Source organism: Streptomyces sp. NPDC094147 (assembly GCF_044764265.1).
Lineage (GTDB): Bacteria > Actinomycetota > Actinomycetes > Streptomycetales > Streptomycetaceae > Streptomyces.
Window position 1 is genome coordinate 104,980 of the sequence record NZ_JBIWHT010000012.1, and the last position, 18,317, is coordinate 123,296.

12 protein-coding genes are annotated in these 18,317 nt (G+C 71.5%); 7 read left to right on the forward strand and 5 right to left on the reverse strand.

Annotated features, from left to right (window positions below):
* Window positions 1-143 precede the first annotated feature (143 nt).
* Window positions 144-1,301, forward strand: coding sequence for a DUF1266 domain-containing protein (locus tag ACIQ8J_RS19795; protein WP_403272932.1), 1,158 nt, complete (start codon window positions 144-146; stop codon window positions 1,299-1,301).
* Window positions 1,302-1,317: 16 nt separating this feature from the next.
* Here ACIQ8J_RS19795 and ACIQ8J_RS19800 read toward each other — a convergent pair whose 3' ends face one another.
* Window positions 1,318-1,827 (reverse strand): DinB family protein, encoded by a 510-nt coding sequence (locus ACIQ8J_RS19800; protein ID WP_403272930.1) that lies wholly within the window; start codon window positions 1,825-1,827, stop codon window positions 1,318-1,320.
* 119 nt (window positions 1,828-1,946) lie between these two features.
* Here ACIQ8J_RS19800 and ACIQ8J_RS19805 point away from each other — a divergent pair, with 119 nt between their 5' ends.
* The gene (locus ACIQ8J_RS19805) at window positions 1,947-2,702 is read left to right on the forward strand and encodes a hotdog fold domain-containing protein (protein WP_403272929.1); all 756 of its coding nucleotides are present in this window, start codon (window positions 1,947-1,949) and stop codon (window positions 2,700-2,702) included.
* A gap of 408 nt (window positions 2,703-3,110) precedes the next feature.
* Here the strand turns inward: ACIQ8J_RS19805 and ACIQ8J_RS19810 are convergent, their stop codons facing one another.
* A complete protein-coding gene (locus ACIQ8J_RS19810; protein WP_403272928.1) occupies window positions 3,111-3,290 on the reverse strand; it encodes a hypothetical protein in 180 nt (59 codons plus the stop codon).
* A gap of 591 nt (window positions 3,291-3,881) precedes the next feature.
* Here ACIQ8J_RS19810 and ACIQ8J_RS19815 point away from each other — a divergent pair.
* Window positions 3,882-5,924, forward strand: coding sequence for a M4 family metallopeptidase (locus ACIQ8J_RS19815; protein ID WP_403272927.1), 2,043 nt, complete (start codon window positions 3,882-3,884; stop codon window positions 5,922-5,924).
* A gap of 116 nt (window positions 5,925-6,040) precedes the next feature.
* On the opposite strand, the gene glgP is transcribed toward ACIQ8J_RS19815, so the two are convergent.
* Window positions 6,041-8,674 carry an alpha-glucan family phosphorylase gene (gene glgP / locus ACIQ8J_RS19820; RefSeq protein WP_403272926.1) on the reverse strand — a complete coding sequence of 878 codons (2,634 nt, stop codon included), beginning with the start codon at window positions 8,672-8,674 and terminating at the stop codon, window positions 6,041-6,043.
* Between the two features lie 363 nt (window positions 8,675-9,037).
* Here glgP and ACIQ8J_RS19825 point away from each other — a divergent pair, with 363 nt between their 5' ends.
* The 4 genes from ACIQ8J_RS19825 to glgB all read left to right on the forward strand — a co-directional run bounded on the left by ACIQ8J_RS19825 (window position 9,038) and on the right by glgB (window position 16,703).
* Window positions 9,038-11,134, forward strand: coding sequence for an alpha-1,4-glucan--maltose-1-phosphate maltosyltransferase (locus ACIQ8J_RS19825; protein ID WP_403272924.1), 2,097 nt, complete (start codon window positions 9,038-9,040; stop codon window positions 11,132-11,134).
* Entirely contained in the window at window positions 11,131-12,837 is a 1,707-nt protein-coding gene (gene treS, locus ACIQ8J_RS19830; RefSeq protein WP_403272923.1) for a maltose alpha-D-glucosyltransferase, read from the forward strand. Before ACIQ8J_RS19825 ends, treS begins: the two co-directional genes overlap by 4 nt.
* A gap of 143 nt (window positions 12,838-12,980) precedes the next feature.
* Window positions 12,981-14,351, forward strand: a complete 1,371-nt coding sequence (locus tag ACIQ8J_RS19835; protein WP_403272921.1) for a maltokinase — start codon at window positions 12,981-12,983, stop codon at window positions 14,349-14,351.
* A 96-nt stretch (window positions 14,352-14,447) separates the two neighbouring features.
* Window positions 14,448-16,703, forward strand: coding sequence for a 1,4-alpha-glucan branching enzyme (gene glgB / locus ACIQ8J_RS19840; protein ID WP_403273045.1), 2,256 nt, complete (start codon window positions 14,448-14,450; stop codon window positions 16,701-16,703).
* Window positions 16,704-16,861: 158 nt separating this feature from the next.
* Here the strand turns inward: glgB and ACIQ8J_RS19845 are convergent, their stop codons facing one another.
* Window positions 16,862-18,034 (reverse strand): methyltransferase domain-containing protein, encoded by a 1,173-nt coding sequence (locus tag ACIQ8J_RS19845; protein WP_403272920.1) that lies wholly within the window; start codon window positions 18,032-18,034, stop codon window positions 16,862-16,864.
* The gene (locus tag ACIQ8J_RS19850) at window positions 18,031-18,225 is read right to left on the reverse strand and encodes a hypothetical protein (RefSeq protein ID WP_403272919.1); all 195 of its coding nucleotides are present in this window, start codon (window positions 18,223-18,225) and stop codon (window positions 18,031-18,033) included. The genes ACIQ8J_RS19845 and ACIQ8J_RS19850 overlap by 4 nt, the downstream gene beginning before the upstream one ends.
* Between the last annotated feature and the right edge of the window lie 92 nt (window positions 18,226-18,317).

Genomic DNA, 18,317 nt, shown 5'->3' on the forward strand with positions numbered 1-18,317 from the left:
TCCGGATCGTCGCGCCGCCTCTTGCCGCGGGCCGGCCAGTCACGGCCGGCCGGTCCCATGAACGCGGCCGCCACCGCCCCGGCCTGCGGGTTTCCCGGTACCTGCCGCGCGGGCTCCGGGGGCCGGTTTCGTAGGATCGGGGCGTGGCAACGGGGACGGGTACCAACTGGGCGGCGCCGACGGAGACGGAGTGGCTGCTGCACACCGCGGGCCTGCGCGGCGACGTGGAGGCGCAGTTGCGGGTCCTGGCCCGCGAGGAGCTGTACATCGCGGTGCCGAAGGCGGAGGTCGACGCGCGGCCCGATCTGGTCACCTGGCGCACCTACCGGGACGCGTCGGGGTGGCTGTGCAAGCCGGTGCTGACCCGCGGGATGCTGCCGCCGTGGCATCCCGACTGGGTGTTCCACGACGTGTCCCTGAAGTGGATCGCCGACGCCTCCTGGCCCGACCCGCCGCGCCTGCTCGCGGTCAACGCCGCGACCCCCGCCCAGCTCTTCCTGCCGACCACGCCCGAGCACCGCGCGGTGTGGCGCCGCATCCACGAGGAGACCGAGCGCCCCGACGGCGACCGGCTGACCGCGCTGCGGCACGGCGCGCTGCACGGCCCGCTCGCCTACGGTCTGGCCTGCGGCGCGCATCTGGCGGTCGTGAACGACGTGCCGTGGAACGAGGTCGGCACCGTCTACCACGGGTACGCCCGGCAGCTCCGGTCGCTCCGCGACTCCTGGGACATCACCGAACGCACGGGCTGGAGGCGGCAGTTGGACTTCCTCCTCGATGCGCGCAACAGCCCGCCGGAGCCCGATTTCGTGCTCCGCGTGCGCGAGGAGCTGCGGTCCGGTCTCGGCGAGCCGCCGCCGGCCGAGCTGTGGCGCGAGACGGCCGCCGGGCACGCCCAGGACATCGGGGCGGGCCACGGCACCGTCAAGGACATCGAGGAGCTGGTCCGGCGCATCCTGCGGTACGAGGCCCGGTTCCGCGCCGACGGGCTGCTGCCGCCGGACGGCCGGGTCACCACCACCGTCGCCTACGACTACGGGCGTGCGGTGAACCTGGCCCGCTGGGGTCTTGAGGCCAGGTTCTGCACGCCGCACGAGGCCGAGCAGGCGATCGTGTACGCGGGGGCCCTGAGCAAGTCGGCCTACCGCTCGTGGGAGGACTTCTCCGCGGCGTACGCGCTGGGCCGGGTGCTCCGCTTCGACGAGGAGTCGTACGGCCGCTACTACCAGCAGAACGTCGTCGCGCACCGGCTCCTGACCGAGAACGAGGCCAGCCCGTGGCGGAACATCCCCTGGCGCTGACCCATCGCCCCCCGGCTCAGGCGCCCACCGTTCCGTCGATGCCCTCGCGCAGCAGGTCCGCGTGGCCGTTGTGGCGGCCGTACTCCAGGATCATGTGCAGCATCACCATGCGCAGCGACACGTCCTCGCCCCAGCGCGGCTGATGGCCGGCGAGGTCGAGGGATCCGGCCGCGCGCTCGATCCGCCGGGAGTGCTCGACCTCGGCCTCCCAGGCCGCGAACGCCTCGGCCCGGGTCGAGCGGCTCGCGTCGTACGCCGCCTGGAAGTCGGTCTTGTCCGACCACACCATCGGGACGTCCTGGTCCTCGAACACCCGGCGGAACCAGGTCCGTTCGACCTCGGCCATGTGCCGCACCAGGCCGAGCAGCGAGAGCGTGGAGGGCGGCATCGACTGGCGGCGCAGCTCCTCGTCGCCGAGCCCCTCGCACTTCATGGCCAGCGTCGCCCGGTGGTAGTCGAGGAAGGCGCGCAGCGTCTCGCGCTCGTCGCCGAAGTGGGGCGGGCCCGTGCGGTGGTCGTCGGTCATGGGTGGTGCTCCCTCGTGGTTTCTGATCAGGCGGGCCGAACATACCTCCGGCGGTCGTCCCCGGGCGAGGGCCGGGCCTCGGAGCGCCCGCGCGAGGCCCGGTGTGATGGGGTGGCGGCATGACCGACATGCAGATGATCACGGTTCCGGCCCTCCTCCAGGGGTATCCGGGGGTGGCCTTCGGGGGCTATGTGGCGGGGGTGCTCGCCGGGCGGGCGGCTCTCCCCGAGCTCTCAACCGCGTTCGAGCAGGGGAGGCCCCGTCCGGCGGTACGGGTCGATTTCCGGCGGCCGGTGCCGACCGGGGCGCCGGTCCGCCTCGCCCAGACCGCGGACGGGGGCAGCGAACTGACCGACGGCGAGACGCTGCTGGCCGTCGCCGGGCCCGCCGAGCAGAGCACCGAGGTGCCCGATACCCCTTCCTGGGAGGAGGCGTCGGCGGCGGCGAAGGCGTACCGGGCGGCCCCGCCGGAGGGCGTGGTCGACTGCTTCGGCTGCGGGCTCGACCGCACCCCCGACACCGGGCTGCGCCAGCACTGCGGCCGGGTCCAGGGGCGCGACCTGGTGGCGACCGCGTGGATCCCCGGGCCCCAACTGGCCGACACCGACGGGATGTTGCCGCCCGCGCTGGTGTGGGGCGCGCTGGACTGTCCCGGGTTCGCGGCGGGCCGGCTGCTCGGCAGCCAGCGGCCCGGCGCCGTGACGGCCTCGCTCACCGCGTCCCTGCTGCGGCCGGTACGGGTGGGCGAGGAGCTCGTCACGTACGCCTGGATGCTCGGCGAGGAGGGCCGCAAGCACCGGATGGGCGTGGCGCTCGCCTCGGCCTCGGGCGAACTCCGCGCCGTCGCCTCGTCGTTGTGGGTCGATCCGCGCTGACGGCCGGCCCCGGTGCGCCCTCCCGAATTCCGACGCTCACCTCCGCGGGCGGGCCTTCGCGAAGGAGGGACTGCCTCGGCGCGCCCTCAGCAGCATCAGTGCGAGGACCGCTGCCGACGCCATCAGGGCGGCCGCGACCAGGGCCGCGAAGTCGAGGCCGCGGGTGAAGGAGGCGAGGCCGCACGAAGACGTACAGCAGGACGAGTCCGGCCGCCAGGGTGAGCAGGGGCGGCAACTCGGTCCCGTTGCGGGCGAGTTCCTTCACACCCCGGATCACGGGGAGCGGTCCGGCCAGGGGCAGCACGACGCTCGGCCAGTCGAAGCGGCCGGGTGCGTGCTGCTTCACCTCGGGCAGCGGCGGCGCCAGGATCAGCAGGAGAGCACGGCGGGGAGGTTGATGGGGAACACCTAGCCCCACCAGAAGTGGTCGAGCAGGGCGCCGTTGACGACCGGGCCGAAGGAGATGCCGGCGGCCTTCACTCCGGTCCAGGCCGTGACGGCCTTGGTGTGCTGCTTCTCACCGTGGAAGAGGTTGCGGATCAGGGCGAGCGTCGACGGCATGAGGGCCGACCCGCCGACGCCGAGCAACGCCCGTACGGTGATGACGAGTTGGGGCGTCCGTCCCGGGGACCTCGTTTGTGCGGCCGGAGGCGATGACGCACACGGAGTGGGCACTGCGGGCGCCGCGCCGCCACGGACTGACGGTGCATCAGATTACCGATGCGCACCTGATGCCGATCGCCTGCGTCCAAGGCCTGGGCATGGCCATGGAGTTGGAAGCCACGCCCTCCAGGACACCGGGGTCTCCGACGACGAATGGACGGTCCGGAACGGGGGTCGGTTTGTGGCCATCATGTCGAGCCGCGGATGCCCCCTAATGTCCACCATCTTCGAACATGAGCCGTTCGAGCTCGACTTGGACTCGCTCTTTGGTTCCGGGCTCGACGACTCCTGGACGGCATCGCCGTCATCATTGCCGAAACGTCCGGTTAACGAACGACGACCTTCGGACAACGGACGTTTTTCGGCCAACTTGTTGACGCGCTCCTGACACAAGTTCTCAACTGCTGGCACTCTCTCCCCGTTCCACGCACCACTTTTTTGCCGCACCCGCTCCCCTTTGCTCTGTCCGGCCGGCCCACCCAGTCGACCGGTACCCCCCTCGCAGAAGGAGTTCGCGTGAGATCCACGCACCGTCGTCGTGCCACCGCCACCGGCGCCCTGTTCGCCGCGGCCGCCCTGATCAGTGTCGGCGTCCAGGCAGGCAACGCCAACGCAAGCCCCGAGGACTCCGCGGCCACCACGGCCCTCAAGGCCCAAGCGGTACGCAACCCGGGCGCCCTGCCCGCGAGCCTCTCCCCGTCCCAGCGTGCCGAGCTCATACGCAAGGCCAACTCCACCACGGCGGCCACCGCCAAGAACCTCGGCCTCTCCCCGCAGGAGAAGCTGGTCGTCCGCGATGTGGCCAAGGACCAGAACGGCACCACGCACACCCGGTACGAGCGGACCTACGACGGCCTGCCCGTCCTCGGCGGCGACCTGATCGTCGACAACTCGTCGGCCGGCCACACCCAGAACGTCATCAAGGCGAACCGCGCGGAGCTGAAGGGCATAGCCACCAGCGCCCCCTCGAACGCCCCGGCCACCGCCACCAACCAGGCCCTCAAGGCCGCCAAGGCCGCCGGCTCCAAGGCCGACAAGGCCGACAGCGCGCCGCGCAAGGTCATCTGGATGGTCTCGGGCACGCCGACCCTCGCGTACGAGACGGTCGTGGGCGGAGTGCAGGACGACGGCACCCCGAACCAGCTCCACGTCATCACGGACGCCAAGACGGGCGCGAAGCTGCACCAGTGGCAGGGCATCGAGACCGGCATAGGCAACACCCACTACAGCGGCCAGGTCACCCTCGGCAGCTCGCAGTCCGGGTCGAGCTACACGCTGAACGACGCCGGCCGCGGCGGCCACAAGACGTACGACCTCAACCACGGTTCGTCCGGCACGGGTTCGCTGTTCACGCAGAACAACGACACCTGGGGCGACGGGACCAACTCCAACGCCGCCACCGCGGGCGCCGACGCCGCCTACGGCGCCGGGGTCACCTGGGACTTCTACAAGAACGTCTTCGGCCGCAGCGGCATACGCGGCGACGGCGTCGCCGCCTACTCCCGCGTCCACTACGGCAACGCGTACGTGAACGCGTTCTGGGACGACAGCTGCTTCTGCATGACGTACGGCGACGGCACGGGCGACAACGACCCGCTGACCTCGCTGGACGTGGCCGGCCACGAGATGACGCACGGCGTCACCGCGGCCACCGCGGGCCTCAACTACGCCGACGAGTCCGGCGGTCTGAATGAGGCGACCTCCGACATCATGGGCACGTCGGTGGAGTTCTACGCCAACAACCCTGCGGCCCCGGGCAACTACCTCATCGGTGAGCAGATCAACATCAACGGTGACGGCACCCCGCTGCGCTACATGGACAAGCCGAGCAAGGACGGCAACTCCGCGGACAGCTGGTACGCCGGCGTCGGCAACCTCGACGTCCACTACTCCTCGGGACCCGCGAACCACTGGTTCTACCTGGCCTCCGAGGGCAGCGGCGCCAAGAGCATCAACGGCTTCAACTACGACTCGCCGACCTCCGACGGCCAGCCCGTCACCGGCATCGGCCGGGACAAGGCCCAGCTGATCTGGTACAAGGCGCTCACCACCAAGTTCAACTCCAGCACGGACTACGCGGGAGCCCGCGCGGGCACCATCGCGGCCGCGACCGAGCTGTACGGCGCGGACAGCGTCGAGGTCGCCAACGTCACCAACGCCTGGGCGGCCATCAACGTCGGCGCCCGCGCGGGCGGCGGCACCCCGGGCGCCGGCAAGGTCTTCGAGAACTCGGCCAGCGTTGCCATCCCGGACTCGCCCGGACCCGCGGTCACCTCGGCGGTCAACGTCACCGGGATCACCGGCAACGCGCCGAGCGCCCTCAAGGTCGGTGTGAAGATCACCCACACCTACATCGGTGACCTCCAGATCGACCTGGTGGCCCCGAACGGGAAGTCGTTCCGCCTGCAGAACTCGTCCTCGGACTCGACGGCGAACCTGGACAAGACGTTCACCGTCAACGCCTCCACCGTCGCCGCCAACGGCACGTGGAAGCTGAAGGTCCAGGACAAGAGTCCGCAGGACATCGGCACGATCACCGGCTTCAAGCTCAGCTTCTGAGCCCACCGGTGACAGCTCGCCCCCGAAGGCTCACCTTCTGACCAGGCGGCTGGCCGGAAAGTGAAGGTGCCCGGAGCCCACCAGGCTCCGGGCACCGCCCATGTCCGGGGTGCCGCTCAGCGCAGCAGTACGCCCGCGCCCTCCCCCGTGGCCTCCGTCGGACCGGCCACCAGGCCCAGCTCCGCGTGCGTGGCCAGGTGGCGGTGGGCCGGCAGGACCCGGACCGTGTAGCCGAACGGGCCCGTGCGGTCCAGGGCCAGGGGGCCCTCGTAGGTCCAGCGGCCCTCCAGGTCGGGGCCGATCGCCGGTTTCAGCGGGAAGGCGGCCGCGTCCGCGATGGCGTCGGCCGCGTCCACCCGGCCGGCCACCGCCTGCACCTCCACGTCGTCGGGCTGGAGGTCACCGAGCCCGACCCGTACCCGCAGCGTCAGCGTGGAGCCGAGCTCCGCGGTGCCGTTGGGGGCCGCGGCCGCCGGGGCCAGCGCCTCGACGTGGTCGACCGCGACCCGCGGCCAGGCGGCCCGCACCCGCGCCTTCCAGTGGGCCAACTCCCGTGCCGTGGACGGTTCGAGGGCACGGTGGGCCGCGGCGGCGGGCGCGTACAGCCGGGTCACATACTCCCGCACCATCCGTCCCGCGAGCACCTTCGGCCCCAGGGTCGTCAGCGTCCGGCGGACCATCTCGATCCAGCGGTCGGGCAGCCCGCCGGGCCCCCGGTCGTAGAAGCGCGGGGCGACCCGGTCCTCGATGAGGTCGTACAGCGCGTTCGCCTCCAGCTCGTCGCGCCGGTCCTCGTCCGTGGCCGCGCCGTCCGCCGTCGGGATGGCCCAGCCGAAGTCCGGCTCGAACCACTCGTCCCACCAGCCGTCGAGGACGGACAGGTTGAGGCAGCCGTTCAGGGCCGCCTTCATGCCGCTGGTCCCGCAGGCCTCCAGCGGGCGCAGCGGGTTGTTGAGCCACACGTCGCAGCCCGGGTACAGCTTCTGCGCCATCGCCATGCCGTAGTCGGGCAGGAACACGATCCGGTGGCGGACCCTCGGGTCGTCGGCGAACTTCACCAGCTCCTGGACCAGCCGCTTCCCGCCGTCGTCGGCGGGGTGCGCCTTTCCCGCGACGACGATCTGCACCGGCCGGGTCGGATGCAGCAGCAGCTCCATCAGCCGGTCCCGGTCGCGCAGCATCAGCGTGAGCCGCTTGTACGAGGGCACCCGGCGGGCGAAGCCGATGGTGAGGACGTCCGGGTTCAACACCCCGTCGATCCAGCCCAGTTCGGCCGAACCGGCGCCGCGCTGGCGCCACGAGGTCCGCAGCCGGTCCCGTACCTCGGTGACGAGCTGTTCGCGCAGCTCCCTGCGCAGTTCCCAGATCTCGGCGTCCGGGATCTCGGCGACCGCGTCCCAGCGCTCGGAGCCGCCGACGGCCAGCGCGTCCTCGGTGCGGCCCGCGCCGACCTGCCGGGCGCCGAGCCGGAAGACCTCGGGTGCCACCCAGGTCGGGGCGTGCACGCCGTTGGTGACGGAGGTGATCGGCACCTCCTCCGCGTCGAAGCCGGGCCACAGGCCCGCGAACATCTGCCGGCTGACCGCGCCGTGCAGGGTGGAGACCCCGTTGGCGCGCTGGGCGAGCCGCAGCCCCATCACGGCCATGTTGAACAGGTTCGGCTCGCCGCCGGGGTAGGCCTCCATGCCGAGCTGGAGGATCTTGCCGACGTCCACGCCGGGCAGCTCCCCGTCGTCGCCGAAGTGGCGGGCCACCAGCTCGCGGTCGAAGCGGTCGATCCCGGCGGGTACGGGGGTGTGGGTGGTGAACACCGTCCCGGCCCGCACCGCTTCCAGCGCGGCGTCGAACTCAACGCCCTCACCGGCCAGTTCGCGGATGCGCTCCAGGCCGAGGAAGCCGGCGTGCCCCTCGTTGGTGTGGAACACCTCGGGTGCCGGGTGGCCGGTGAGGCGGCAGTACGTCCGGACCGCGCGCACTCCGCCGATGCCGAGCAGCATCTCCTGGAGCAGCCGGTGTTCGCTGCCGCCGCCGTACAGCCGGTCGGTGACGTCGCGTTCGCCCGGCGCGTTCTCCTCGACGTCCGAGTCGAGCAGGAGCAGCGGCACCCGGCCGACCCGGGCCTGCCAGATCGTGGCGTGCAGACAGCGGCTGCCGGGCAGCGCGAGGCAGACCCTGGCCGGGGTGCCGTTCTGCTCCCTCAGCAGTGAGACGGGCAGCTCGTTGGGGTCGAGCACGGGGTAGTGCTCCTGCTGCCAGCCGTCGCGCGAGAGCGACTGGCGGAAGTAGCCGTGCCGGTACAGGAGGCCGACCCCGATGAGCGGTACGCCGAGGTCACTGGCGGATTTCAGGTGGTCGCCGGCGAGGATGCCGAGGCCGCCGGAGTACTGCGGCAGGGCGGCGGTGATGCCGAACTCGGGTGAGAAGTAGCCTACGGCGGACGGGAGTTCGCCGGTCTGCTCCTGATACCAGCGGCGGCCGCGCAGGTAGTCGTCGAGGTCGTCGGCGGCGGCGGTGAGTCTGCGCAGGAAGCGGCGGTCCTGGGCGAGCGAGTCGAGCCGGGCGGCGGAGACGGCCCCCAGCAGCCGCACGGGGTCCTCACCCGCCGCCCGCCACCCCTCGGGGTCCACGCACTGGAAGAGTTCTCGGGTCTCGGTGTGCCAGGACCAGCGCAGATTGCGCGCGAGGTCGCTGAGCGGCCGGAGAGCGTCGGGCAGGACGGGACGCACGGTGAATCGACGGATTGCCTTCACGTTTCCACCTTTGCAGGGGATGTACGTATCGGGGTGACGCACCGCGATGTGCGCCCCTCCCTCACACCCGAAGGTAGTGCCGGTGCGCCCCCGCCATCCACAGCGCCCCGCGGATCCGGTACCTCCGGTTCCGCACCCCTCCCGGTCGCCACTCGGCTGATGCAGCGTCACATGACTTACGAGTAGGCAAAGTTTGCCCCGCTCCCACCGAAAGCCGCGGCCTCTTCCTTGTCTGAACCGTTACGCGCAGGTAGTTAACAAACTGCCGGAATGCCCACGCGTACGCCGTGGAAGGCTCCCCCGGTAACGCATTCCCGCATTCGCCCCCGCACCCCATTCGAGTGAACGCGGACAGGAGCGGCCATGCCCGCAGCCGGTCAGCCGTCAATGGAGCAGCTAAAAAGGACAGATTCCCGCAAACGCGGCAAATCCTACCTATCGCCTACAGGTGAGCCCGTGAACCCGAACCCGTCAATCGGCCGTATCCCCATTCTGGACGTACGCCCCGCCGTCGAGTGCGGCAAGAGGCCCGCGAAGGCGGTGACCGGGGAGAGCTTCCAGGTCACCGCCACCGTCTTCCGCGAGGGCCACGACGCCGTGGCCGCCAATGTCGTGCTGCGCGACCCCGGCGGCCGGAGCGGCCCGTGGACCCCGATGCACGAACTCTCGCCCGGCACCGACCGCTGGGGCGCCCAGGTCACCGCCGACGCGGAGGGCCCCTGGACGTACACCGTCGAGGCCTGGAGCGATCCGGTCGCGACCTGGCGCCGACACGCCGGCATCAAGATCCCGGCCGGCCTGGACACCGAGCTCGTGCTCGCGGAGGGCGCCGCGCTGTACGAGCGGGCCGCGGCCGGCGTCCCCAAGGCCGAGGGGCGCGAGGCCGTGCTGGCCGCGGTGGACGCCCTGCGCGACGAGCGCCGCACCCCCGCGGCCCGGCTCGCCGCCGCCCTCGCCCCGGAGGCCGACGCGGCCCTCGCGGCGCATCCGCTGCGCGAGCTCGTCACGTCCTCGCCCCCGCTGCCCCTGCTGGTCGAGCGCGAGCGCGCGCTGTTCGGGTCCTGGTACGAGCTGTTCCCGCGCTCGGAGGGCGCCGTCGTCACCGGCGGGGGGCCACCGGTCTCCGGCACCTTCCGCACCGCCGCCGAGCGGCTGCCCGCCATCGCCGCGATGGGCTTCGACGTGGTCTATCTGCCCCCCGTCCACCCCATCGGCACGACCTGTCGCAAGGGCCCCAACAACAGCCTGTCGGCTGGGAGTTGGGACGTCGGCGTGCCGTGGGCGATCGGCTCCCCGGCCGGCGGCCACGACGCGGTCCACCCCGATCTCGGCACCCTCGACGACTTCGACGCGTTCGTGGCCACCGCCCGCGACCTGCGTCTGGAGGTCGCGCTGGACTTCGCCCTGCAGTGCTCCCCCGACCACCCCTGGGTCGACAAACACCCCGAGTGGTTCCACCACCGGGCCGACGGGACGATCGCGTACGCCGAGAACCCGCCCAAGAAGTACCAGGACATCTACCCGATCGCCTTCGACCAGGACATGCCCGGCCTCATCGGGGAGACGGTGCGGATCCTGCGGTTCTGGATGGCGCGCGGCGTACGGATCTTCCGCGTCGACAATCCGCACACCAAGCCGGTGGTCTTCTGGGAGAAGGTCATCGCGCAGGTCAACGGCACCGACCCGGACGTGATCTTCCTGGCCGAGGCGTTCACCCGGCCCGCGATGATGCACACGCTCGGCAAGATCGGCTTCCAGCAGTCGTACACCTACTTCACCTGGCGCAACACCCGCCGGGAGCTCACCGAGTACGTCACCGAGCTGGCGGGCGAGCCCGCCTCCTACATGCGGCCCAACTTCTTCGTGAACACCCCGGACATCCTGCCCGGCCACCTCCAGCACGGCGGCCGTCCCGCCTTCGAGGTGCGGGCCGTGCTCGCCGCCACCCTCTCCCCGTCCTGGGGCCTCTACGCCGGGTACGAGCTGTGCGAGAACACCCCGGTCAAGGACGGCAGCGAGGAGTATCTGGACTCCGAGAAGTACCAGCTGCGACCACGCGACTGGGAGGCGGCCGAGCGGGCGGGCCGTTCCATCGCCCCGCTGATCACCGCGCTCAACCGCATCCGGCGGCGCCACCCGGCGCTGCGGCAGCTGCGTTCGGTCCACTTCCACGACACCGGCAACGACGCGGTGATCGCGTACAGCAAGCGCGCCGGATCGAACACCGTACTGGTGGTCGCCAACCTCGACCCCCACCACACCCAGGAGGCCACGGTCTCGTTGGACATGCCGGCACTCGGCCTCGCGTGGCACGAGTCCGTCCCGGTGCGCGACGAGCTCACCGGCGAGACCTACCACTGGGGCAGGGCCAACTACGTGCGTCTGGAGCCGGGCCGAGCGCCCGCGCACATCCTGGTCCTGCGACCGTCCCCGCCGATCGGAGGGTCACCCACACCATGATCGTCAACGAGCCTGTCCACGACACCTTCGAGGACACCCCCGCCAAGGACCGCGATCCCGAGTGGTTCAAGCGAGCGGTGTTCTACGAGGTGCTCGTGCGGTCCTTCCAGGACAGCAACGGCGACGGCGTAGGGGATCTCAAGGGCATCACCGCCAAGCTGGACTACCTCCAGTGGCTGGGCGTCGACTGCCTCTGGCTGCCGCCGTTCTTCAAGTCGCCCCTGCGGGACGGTGGTTACGACGTCTCGGACTACACCGCCGTCCTGCCGGAGTTCGGCGACCTCGCCGACTTCGTGGAGTTCGTGGACGCCGCCCACCAGCGCGGCATGCGCGTGATCATCGACTTCGTGATGAACCACACCAGCGACCAGCACCCGTGGTTCCAGGAGTCGCGCAAGGACGCCGAGGGCCCGTACGGCGACTACTACGTCTGGGCCGACGACGACAAGCAGTTCCAGGACGCCCGGATCATCTTCGTGGACACCGAGACGTCCAACTGGACCTTCGACCCGGTCCGCAAGCAGTACTACTGGCACCGCTTCTTCTCCCACCAGCCCGACCTCAACTACCAGAACCCGGCCGTGCAGGAGGAGATCGTCTCGGCACTGCGCTTCTGGCTCGACCTCGGCATCGACGGCTTCCGCCTGGACGCCGTGCCGTACCTGTACCAGGAGGAGGGGACCAACTGCGAAAACCTCCCGGCCACGCACGAGTTCCTCAAGCGGGTACGGGCCGAGATCGACGCGAGCTACCCGGACACGGTGCTGCTCGCCGAGGCCAACCAGTGGCCCGAGGACGTCGTGGACTACTTCGGCGACTTCGCCGTGGGCGGCGACGAGTGCCACATGGCCTTCCACTTCCCGGTGATGCCGCGCATCTTCATGGCCGTACGGCGCGAATCGCGCTACCCGGTCTCGGAAATCCTCGCCAAGACCCCGGCGATCCCGAAGAACGCCCAGTGGGGCATCTTCCTGCGCAACCACGACGAGCTCACCCTCGAAATGGTCACGGACGAAGAGCGCGACTACATGTACGCCGAGTACGCCAAGGATCCCCGGATGCGGGCCAACATCGGCATCCGGCGGCGGCTCGCCCCGCTGCTCGACAACGACCGCAACCAGATCGAGCTGTTCACCGCGCTGCTGCTCTCGCTGCCCGGCTCGCCGATCCTGTACTACGGCGACGAGATCGGGATGGGCGACAACATCTGGCTCGGCGACCGCGACGCGGTGCGCACCCCGATGCAGTGGACCCCGGACCGCAACGCGGGCTTCTCCTCCTGCGACCCGGGACGGCTCTACCTCCCCACGATCATGGACCCGGTCTACGGCTACCAGGTGACGAACGTCGAGGCGGCCATGGCCTCGCCCTCCTCGCTGCTGCACTGGACCCGCCGGATGATCGAGATCCGCAAGCAGAACCCCGCCTTCGGACTCGGCTCCTACACCGAGCTGACCTCCTCGAACCCGGCCGTCCTCGCGTTCCTGCGGGAGGCGGGTGACGACCTGGTGCTGTGCGTGCACAACTTCTCGCGCTTCCCCCAGCCCACCGAGCTGGACCTCCAGGCGTTCAACGGCCGGCACCCGGTCGAGCTGATCGGCGGGGTGCGCTTCCCGGCGATCGGCGAATGGCCGTATCTGCTGACCCTGGCCGGGCACGGCTTCTACTGGTTCCGGCTGCGGAAGGACCCCGCCGTCGCCTGACCCCGCGTCCCGGGCGGGCGGTTTCCACCGCTCCGCCCGGGGCACTCTCCACCCCGTACCCCGCGCGCCGCCGGACAGCTTCTGTTGCAATCCGGGACACTCTGCGCAACTCGATTGTGTGCCCGGGGAAAGGATGCGCCGCCATGCCGAAGGCCGCACCGCCCCGTACCACCCGCCTCGAACCTGCCCGGCTGCTGACCTCGCTCGCCCCGCTGCTGCACGAATGGCTGCCCCGGCAGCGCTGGTTCGCGGGCAAGGGCCGGCCCGTCACCGACTTCGCCCTGCTCACCGCGACCGAACTGCTGCCCGGCGTCCTGCACCTGCTCGTCCGCACCGAACAGTCCGCCCTCCCCCCGCCCGGCGAGGCCGCCGGGCCGCCGTCCGCCGACTGCTACCAGCTCCTGATCGGGGTGCGCGACCAGCTCCCGCCCCGCCTCGCCCCCGCGCTGATCGGCCGGGCCACCGGGGGCCCGCTGGCCGGGCACACGGTGTACGACGCCCTCCAGGACCCCCAGTCCGCGGGCCTGCTCCTGGAACGGCTGCGCTCCGCCGGCGCGGTGGGCCCGCTCCGCTTCGAACGCGACCCGGACGTCGACGTTCCGCCGGGGCTCGCACCGCGCCTGCTCGGGGTGGAGCAGTCCAACTCCTCCCTGGTGTACGGAGATACGTTCATCCTCAAGGTGTTCCGCCGGGTGCAGCCGGGCGTCAATCCGGACCTGGAACTTCCGTGGGCGCTGGCCCGCCGGGGCTGCGCCCGGGTGCCCGCCCCGGCCGCCTGGTTCCGCACCTCACAGCCCCAGGAGGCGACACTCGGGGTGCTCCAGCCGTTCCTGCGCGGCGCCGACGACGGCTGGACCCTGGCCCTCGCCTCGCTCGCCGCCGGGCGCGCCTTCACGCAGGAGGCGTACGACCTCGGCCGGGCCACCGCCGAAGTGCACCTCTCCCTCGCCGAGGCGTTCCCCCGCATCACCCTCGGCCGGCCGCAGACCGCGCTGCTCGCCACCGCGATGACCGAGCGCCTGGCCGCCACCGCCCGCGCGGTGCCCGCGCTCGCGCCGTACGTGCCGGGACTGCGGGCCGCGTTCGATGCGGTCGCCACCCTTGACTCGGCGGGCGCCGCCCAGCGCGTCCACGGCGATCTCCATCTGGGTCAGGCCCTGCGGCCCGCCGAAGGGCCCTGGTCGGTGATCGACTTCGAGGGCGAGCCGGCCCGCCCGCTCGCCGAACGGCGCCGCCCGCAGCCCCCGGTCCGCGATGTGGCGGGCATGCTGCGCTCCTTCGACTACGCGTCCCGTTCGGCGGGCCCGGCCGACCCCCGGTGGGCCGAGGAGTGCCGGGCAGCGTACTGCGCGGGCTATGCGGCGCGCGCGGGCTCGGACCCGCGCGAGTCGCCCGAGCTGCTGCGCGCGTACGAGACCGACAAGGCGGTGTACGAGGTGCTCTACGAGGCCCGGCACCGCCCCGACTGGCTGCCCGTGCCGATGGCGGCGATCCGCCGTCTGGCCGGGTCCTGAACGCCCGTGCCCGAGAAGCAACTTGAGGAGGCCGACCCCGTGACCCCCCGCTCCGCCCGCAACCCGTCCGAACCCGCCGCCCGCACCGTCCGCCCGGTGCCCGCGGCGAAGAAGGCCGCCCCGGCCCCGCCCGCGCCGCGCCGGTCCGCGAGTCACGGCGTACGGCCCGCTCCCGCCCTCACGGACACGGACCGAGGCCGCCTGCTCGCGGGCGGGCACCACGATCCGCACGCCCTGCTTGGCGCGCACCCGGTGCGGGGCGGGGTGGCGTTCCGGGTGCTCCGGCCGCACGCGCAGGCCGTGGCCGTGCTCGCCAAGGGGCTGCGGGCGGAGCTGCACGACGACGGCGACGGGCTGTTCTCCGGGGTGCTCCCGCTGCGCGCGATCCCCGAGTACACGCTGCTGGTCAGCTACGAGGACAGCGAGATCGAGGTGCAGGACCCGTACCGCTTCCTGCCCTCGCTCGGCGACCTCGATCTGCATCTGATCGGCGAGGGCCGGCACGAGGAGCTGTGGACGGCGCTCGGCGCCCGACCGATGACCCACCAGGGCGCCACCGGAACCCGCTTCACGGTGTGGGCGCCCAACGCCCAAGGGGTGCGGGTGGCGGGCGACTTCAGCTACTGGGACGGCGCGGCGTACCCCATGCGCTCGCTCGGCTCCACGGGGGTGTGGGAGCTGTTCCTGCCCGGGGTCGGCGACGGCGCGCTGTACAAGTTCGACATCATGCGCCCCGACGGCAGCCACACCCTGCGGGCCGACCCGATGGCGCGGCACACCGAGGTGCCGCCCGCGAACGCCTCGATCGTCACCGAGTCGCACCACGTGTGGCGGGACGAGGAGTGGATGGCGCGGCGGGGCATCCACCCGGTGCACGAGTCGCCGTTCTCGGTGTACGAGGTACACCTGGCATCCTGGCGCCCCCGCCTGACGTACCGTCAACTGGCGGATCAACTCCCGTCATACGTCAAGGACTTGGGATTCACCCACGTCGAGTTCCTGCCGGTGGCCGAGCATCCCTTCGGCGGCTCCTGGGGCTACCAGGTCACCGGCTTCTACGCCCCGACGTCCCGGATGGGCACGCCCGACGACTTCCGCTTCCTGGTCGACGCGCTGCACCGGGCGGGGATCGGCGTGATCGTGGACTGGGTGCCGGCGCACTTCCCGAAGGACGACTGGGCGCTCGCGGAGTTCGACGGGCGCAAGCTCTACGAGCACGAGGATCCCGCACGGGCCGAGCACCCCGACTGGGGCACTCTCGAATTCGACTACGGCCGCAAGGAGGTACGCAACTTCCTGGTGGCGAACGCCGCTTACTGGTGCGAGGAGTTCCACGTCGACGGGCTCCGGGTCGACGCGGTGGCCTCCATGCTCTACCTGGACTACTCGCGCGAGGACGGCGAGTGGAGCCCGAACGAGCACGGCGGCCGGGAGAACCTGGACGCGGTCGCCTTCCTCCAGGAGATGAACGCGACGGTGTACCGGCGCTGCCCCGGGGTCGTGACCATCGCGGAGGAGTCCACCGCGTGGGACGGCGTGACCCGGGCCACCCACCATGTGGGGCCGGGCGGCTTCGGCGGTCTCGGCTTCGGCCTGAAGTGGAACATGGGCTGGATGCACGACTCGCTCGGCTACGTCCAGCACGAGCCGGTGCACCGCAAGTACCACCACAGCGAGATGACGTTCTCGATGGTGTACGCCTACAGCGAGAACTACGTGCTGCCGATCTCCCACGACGAGGTGGTCCACGGCAAGCGCTCCCTCGTGTCGAAGATGCCCGGCGACTGGTGGCAGCAGCGCGCCACCCACCGCGCCTATCTGGGCTTCATGTGGGCCCACCCCGGCAAGCAACTCCTGTTCATGGGCCAGGAGTTCGCGCAGGGCGCGGAGTGGTCGGAGGGACACGGGCCGGACTGGTGGCTGCTCGACCCGTCGTACGGCGCCGAGCCGGACCACCGCGGCGTACGTGACCTCGTACGCGACCTGAACCGCATCTACGCGGCCCAGCCCGCCCTCTGGGAGCGCGACACCGACCCTGCGGGCTTCGCGTGGGTGGACGGCGACGCGGCCGAGGACAACGTCTTCTCCTTCCTCCGCCACGATGCGTGGGGCTCGCCGCTCCTGTCGGTGTCGAACTTCTCGCCGGTGGTCCGGGCGGAGTACCGCCTCGGGGTGCCGGAGGGAGTGCTGGCCTGGCAGGAACTCCTGAACACGGACGCGGCGCGGTACGGAGGCGGCGGCGTGGCCAACCCCGACCCCATCAAACCCGCCCCGACCCCGTCCCACGGCCGCCCGGTCTCCATCCGCCTGACCCTGCCACCCTTGGCAACGGTCTGGCTCCGCCCGGCGTAGATGGCTCTCCCCCCCACCCCGCCCATCCCTCCGGGGGCGGGCGGGTTGAGGCCGTCCTGGGGCTGCGTGTCACCGGCCGCGCTGCCAGGTCCGGCAGGACTGACCGGACACGCCAGCGCCCCCGCTCCGGTCGTGCTGGAGCGGGGGCGTCGGGGACGTCAGAGTGTGGCGGTCAAAGCATTGCCGGGCTCGTCGAGCCACGCGGTGTGCCCGTCCGGGGTGATGGTGAGTCCGAACCGGTCATGCGCTGGTCGCCCTTGCTTCTGCCACCAGCGGAACGCGGCTTCCACCTCGTCCCACAACCGCCGCTCCCCGTGCTGCCACACTTTCGCCGGGGCGCCGTCGCGGAACATGGCGCACGCCCACGACGTATCGCCCAGCTCGTAGAACCAGGCGGGGCGGGCGCCGTCGCGTTTGTCTGCGACGCTGTGCCGGCAACGGGGCACGCGTAGGCCGATGGCGAATGGCAGCGCCGTGTACTGGCCTGTGACGAACTCCTCCTCGGTGACGTCGGTGGTGGAGGTATCCGCGCCGGACATGTCGCGGGGGACGTAGGAGTCGTGGCCGGCGAACGAGAAGCGCTGGGAGCGGAGTTTCATGAACTCCACGGGATGCGCGAACTTCCCCTCGGCAGCACCATCCTTGACGACCAGGCGGGCGACGGCGTCCGCGTTGGAGTAGTGCGTCCCCCACGGTGCGACGATCAGCCCCCCGGGGCGCGTCTGATCGATCCAGGCGCCGGGGATGTGCCGCAGTCCGCAGGTGGCGAGGATCCGGTCATAGGGCGCCCGGGGTGCGTAGCCCTCGAAGCCGTCGCCAGCGACGGCGGTGGGGTGGAATCCGGCGTGGTGCAGCGCGGTACGAGCGCTGCGTGCCACGGCCGCGTCAACGTCGATGGTGACCGTGTGGCGGTCTGTGAGGCGGTGTGTCAGAGCCCCGGCGGTTTCGCCGGTCCCGGTGCCGACGTCCAGCACTGTCATGCCGTCGCCGATATCGAGGTCTTGCAGCAGCCGGTAGACGACCGAGGGCATCGACGAGGAGCTGGTGGACACCTTCCCGGGCTCGCGGCCCTCGTGGTTGCCGTCGTCCCACTGAGTGACGATGGGGATGTCCTGGTCGGCGCAGGCGTACCACCGGCCGGGGTCGTCAGCCTTGCCGACGGGAACGCTTGTACGGGTGTCCATGTCGTAGGGCCACATCAGCGAGGGCAGGAACGCGGCCCGGTCGACGGCCGCGAAGGTGGGTGCCCAGTCGGAGGCGAGTGCACCACTGGCAGCCAGGGAGCGCCCCAGCGTGGTGCGGCTGGGGCGCTGCTCGATGGTGGCGGTCACTTGCGGTGGTCCCCGTCGCCCTCGGGGCTGCCGCCGTCGGGGTGCGGCTCCTCGGTGGGGCCGGGCCACGGCTGGCCGGGGAGGCTGTCGCCTTCACCGCCGCCGCCTGCGGTCAGGGTCATGGTGCGGGGGCCGTCGTCGGGGGACGGGGGCTCTTCGGGTCCGGGCCAGGGCTCGCCGGGTACGGTCACGATGGTCTCCTCTGGTCGTAAGTGATGGTGCACCGGCGCCTCCTACTGCGGTAGGGCGCTGGAGTTCAGGGGGGATTGCCGGTCCCGTCCGC

Bases quoted from the DNA above. Each gene is read 5' to 3' on its own strand.
- ACIQ8J_RS19800 (WP_403272930.1), bottom strand. From the start codon at position 1,827: ATGACCGACGACCACCGCACGGGCCCGCCCCACTTCGGCGACGAGCGC.
- ACIQ8J_RS19805 (WP_403272929.1), top strand. From the start codon at position 1,947: ATGACCGACATGCAGATGATCACGGTTCCGGCCCTCCTCCAGGGGTAT.
- ACIQ8J_RS19825 (WP_403272924.1), top strand. From the start codon at position 9,038: ATGCCCGCAGCCGGTCAGCCGTCAATGGAGCAGCTAAAAAGGACAGAT.
- treS (WP_403272923.1), top strand. From the start codon at position 11,131: ATGATCGTCAACGAGCCTGTCCACGACACCTTCGAGGACACCCCCGCC.
- ACIQ8J_RS19835 (WP_403272921.1), top strand. From the start codon at position 12,981: ATGCCGAAGGCCGCACCGCCCCGTACCACCCGCCTCGAACCTGCCCGG.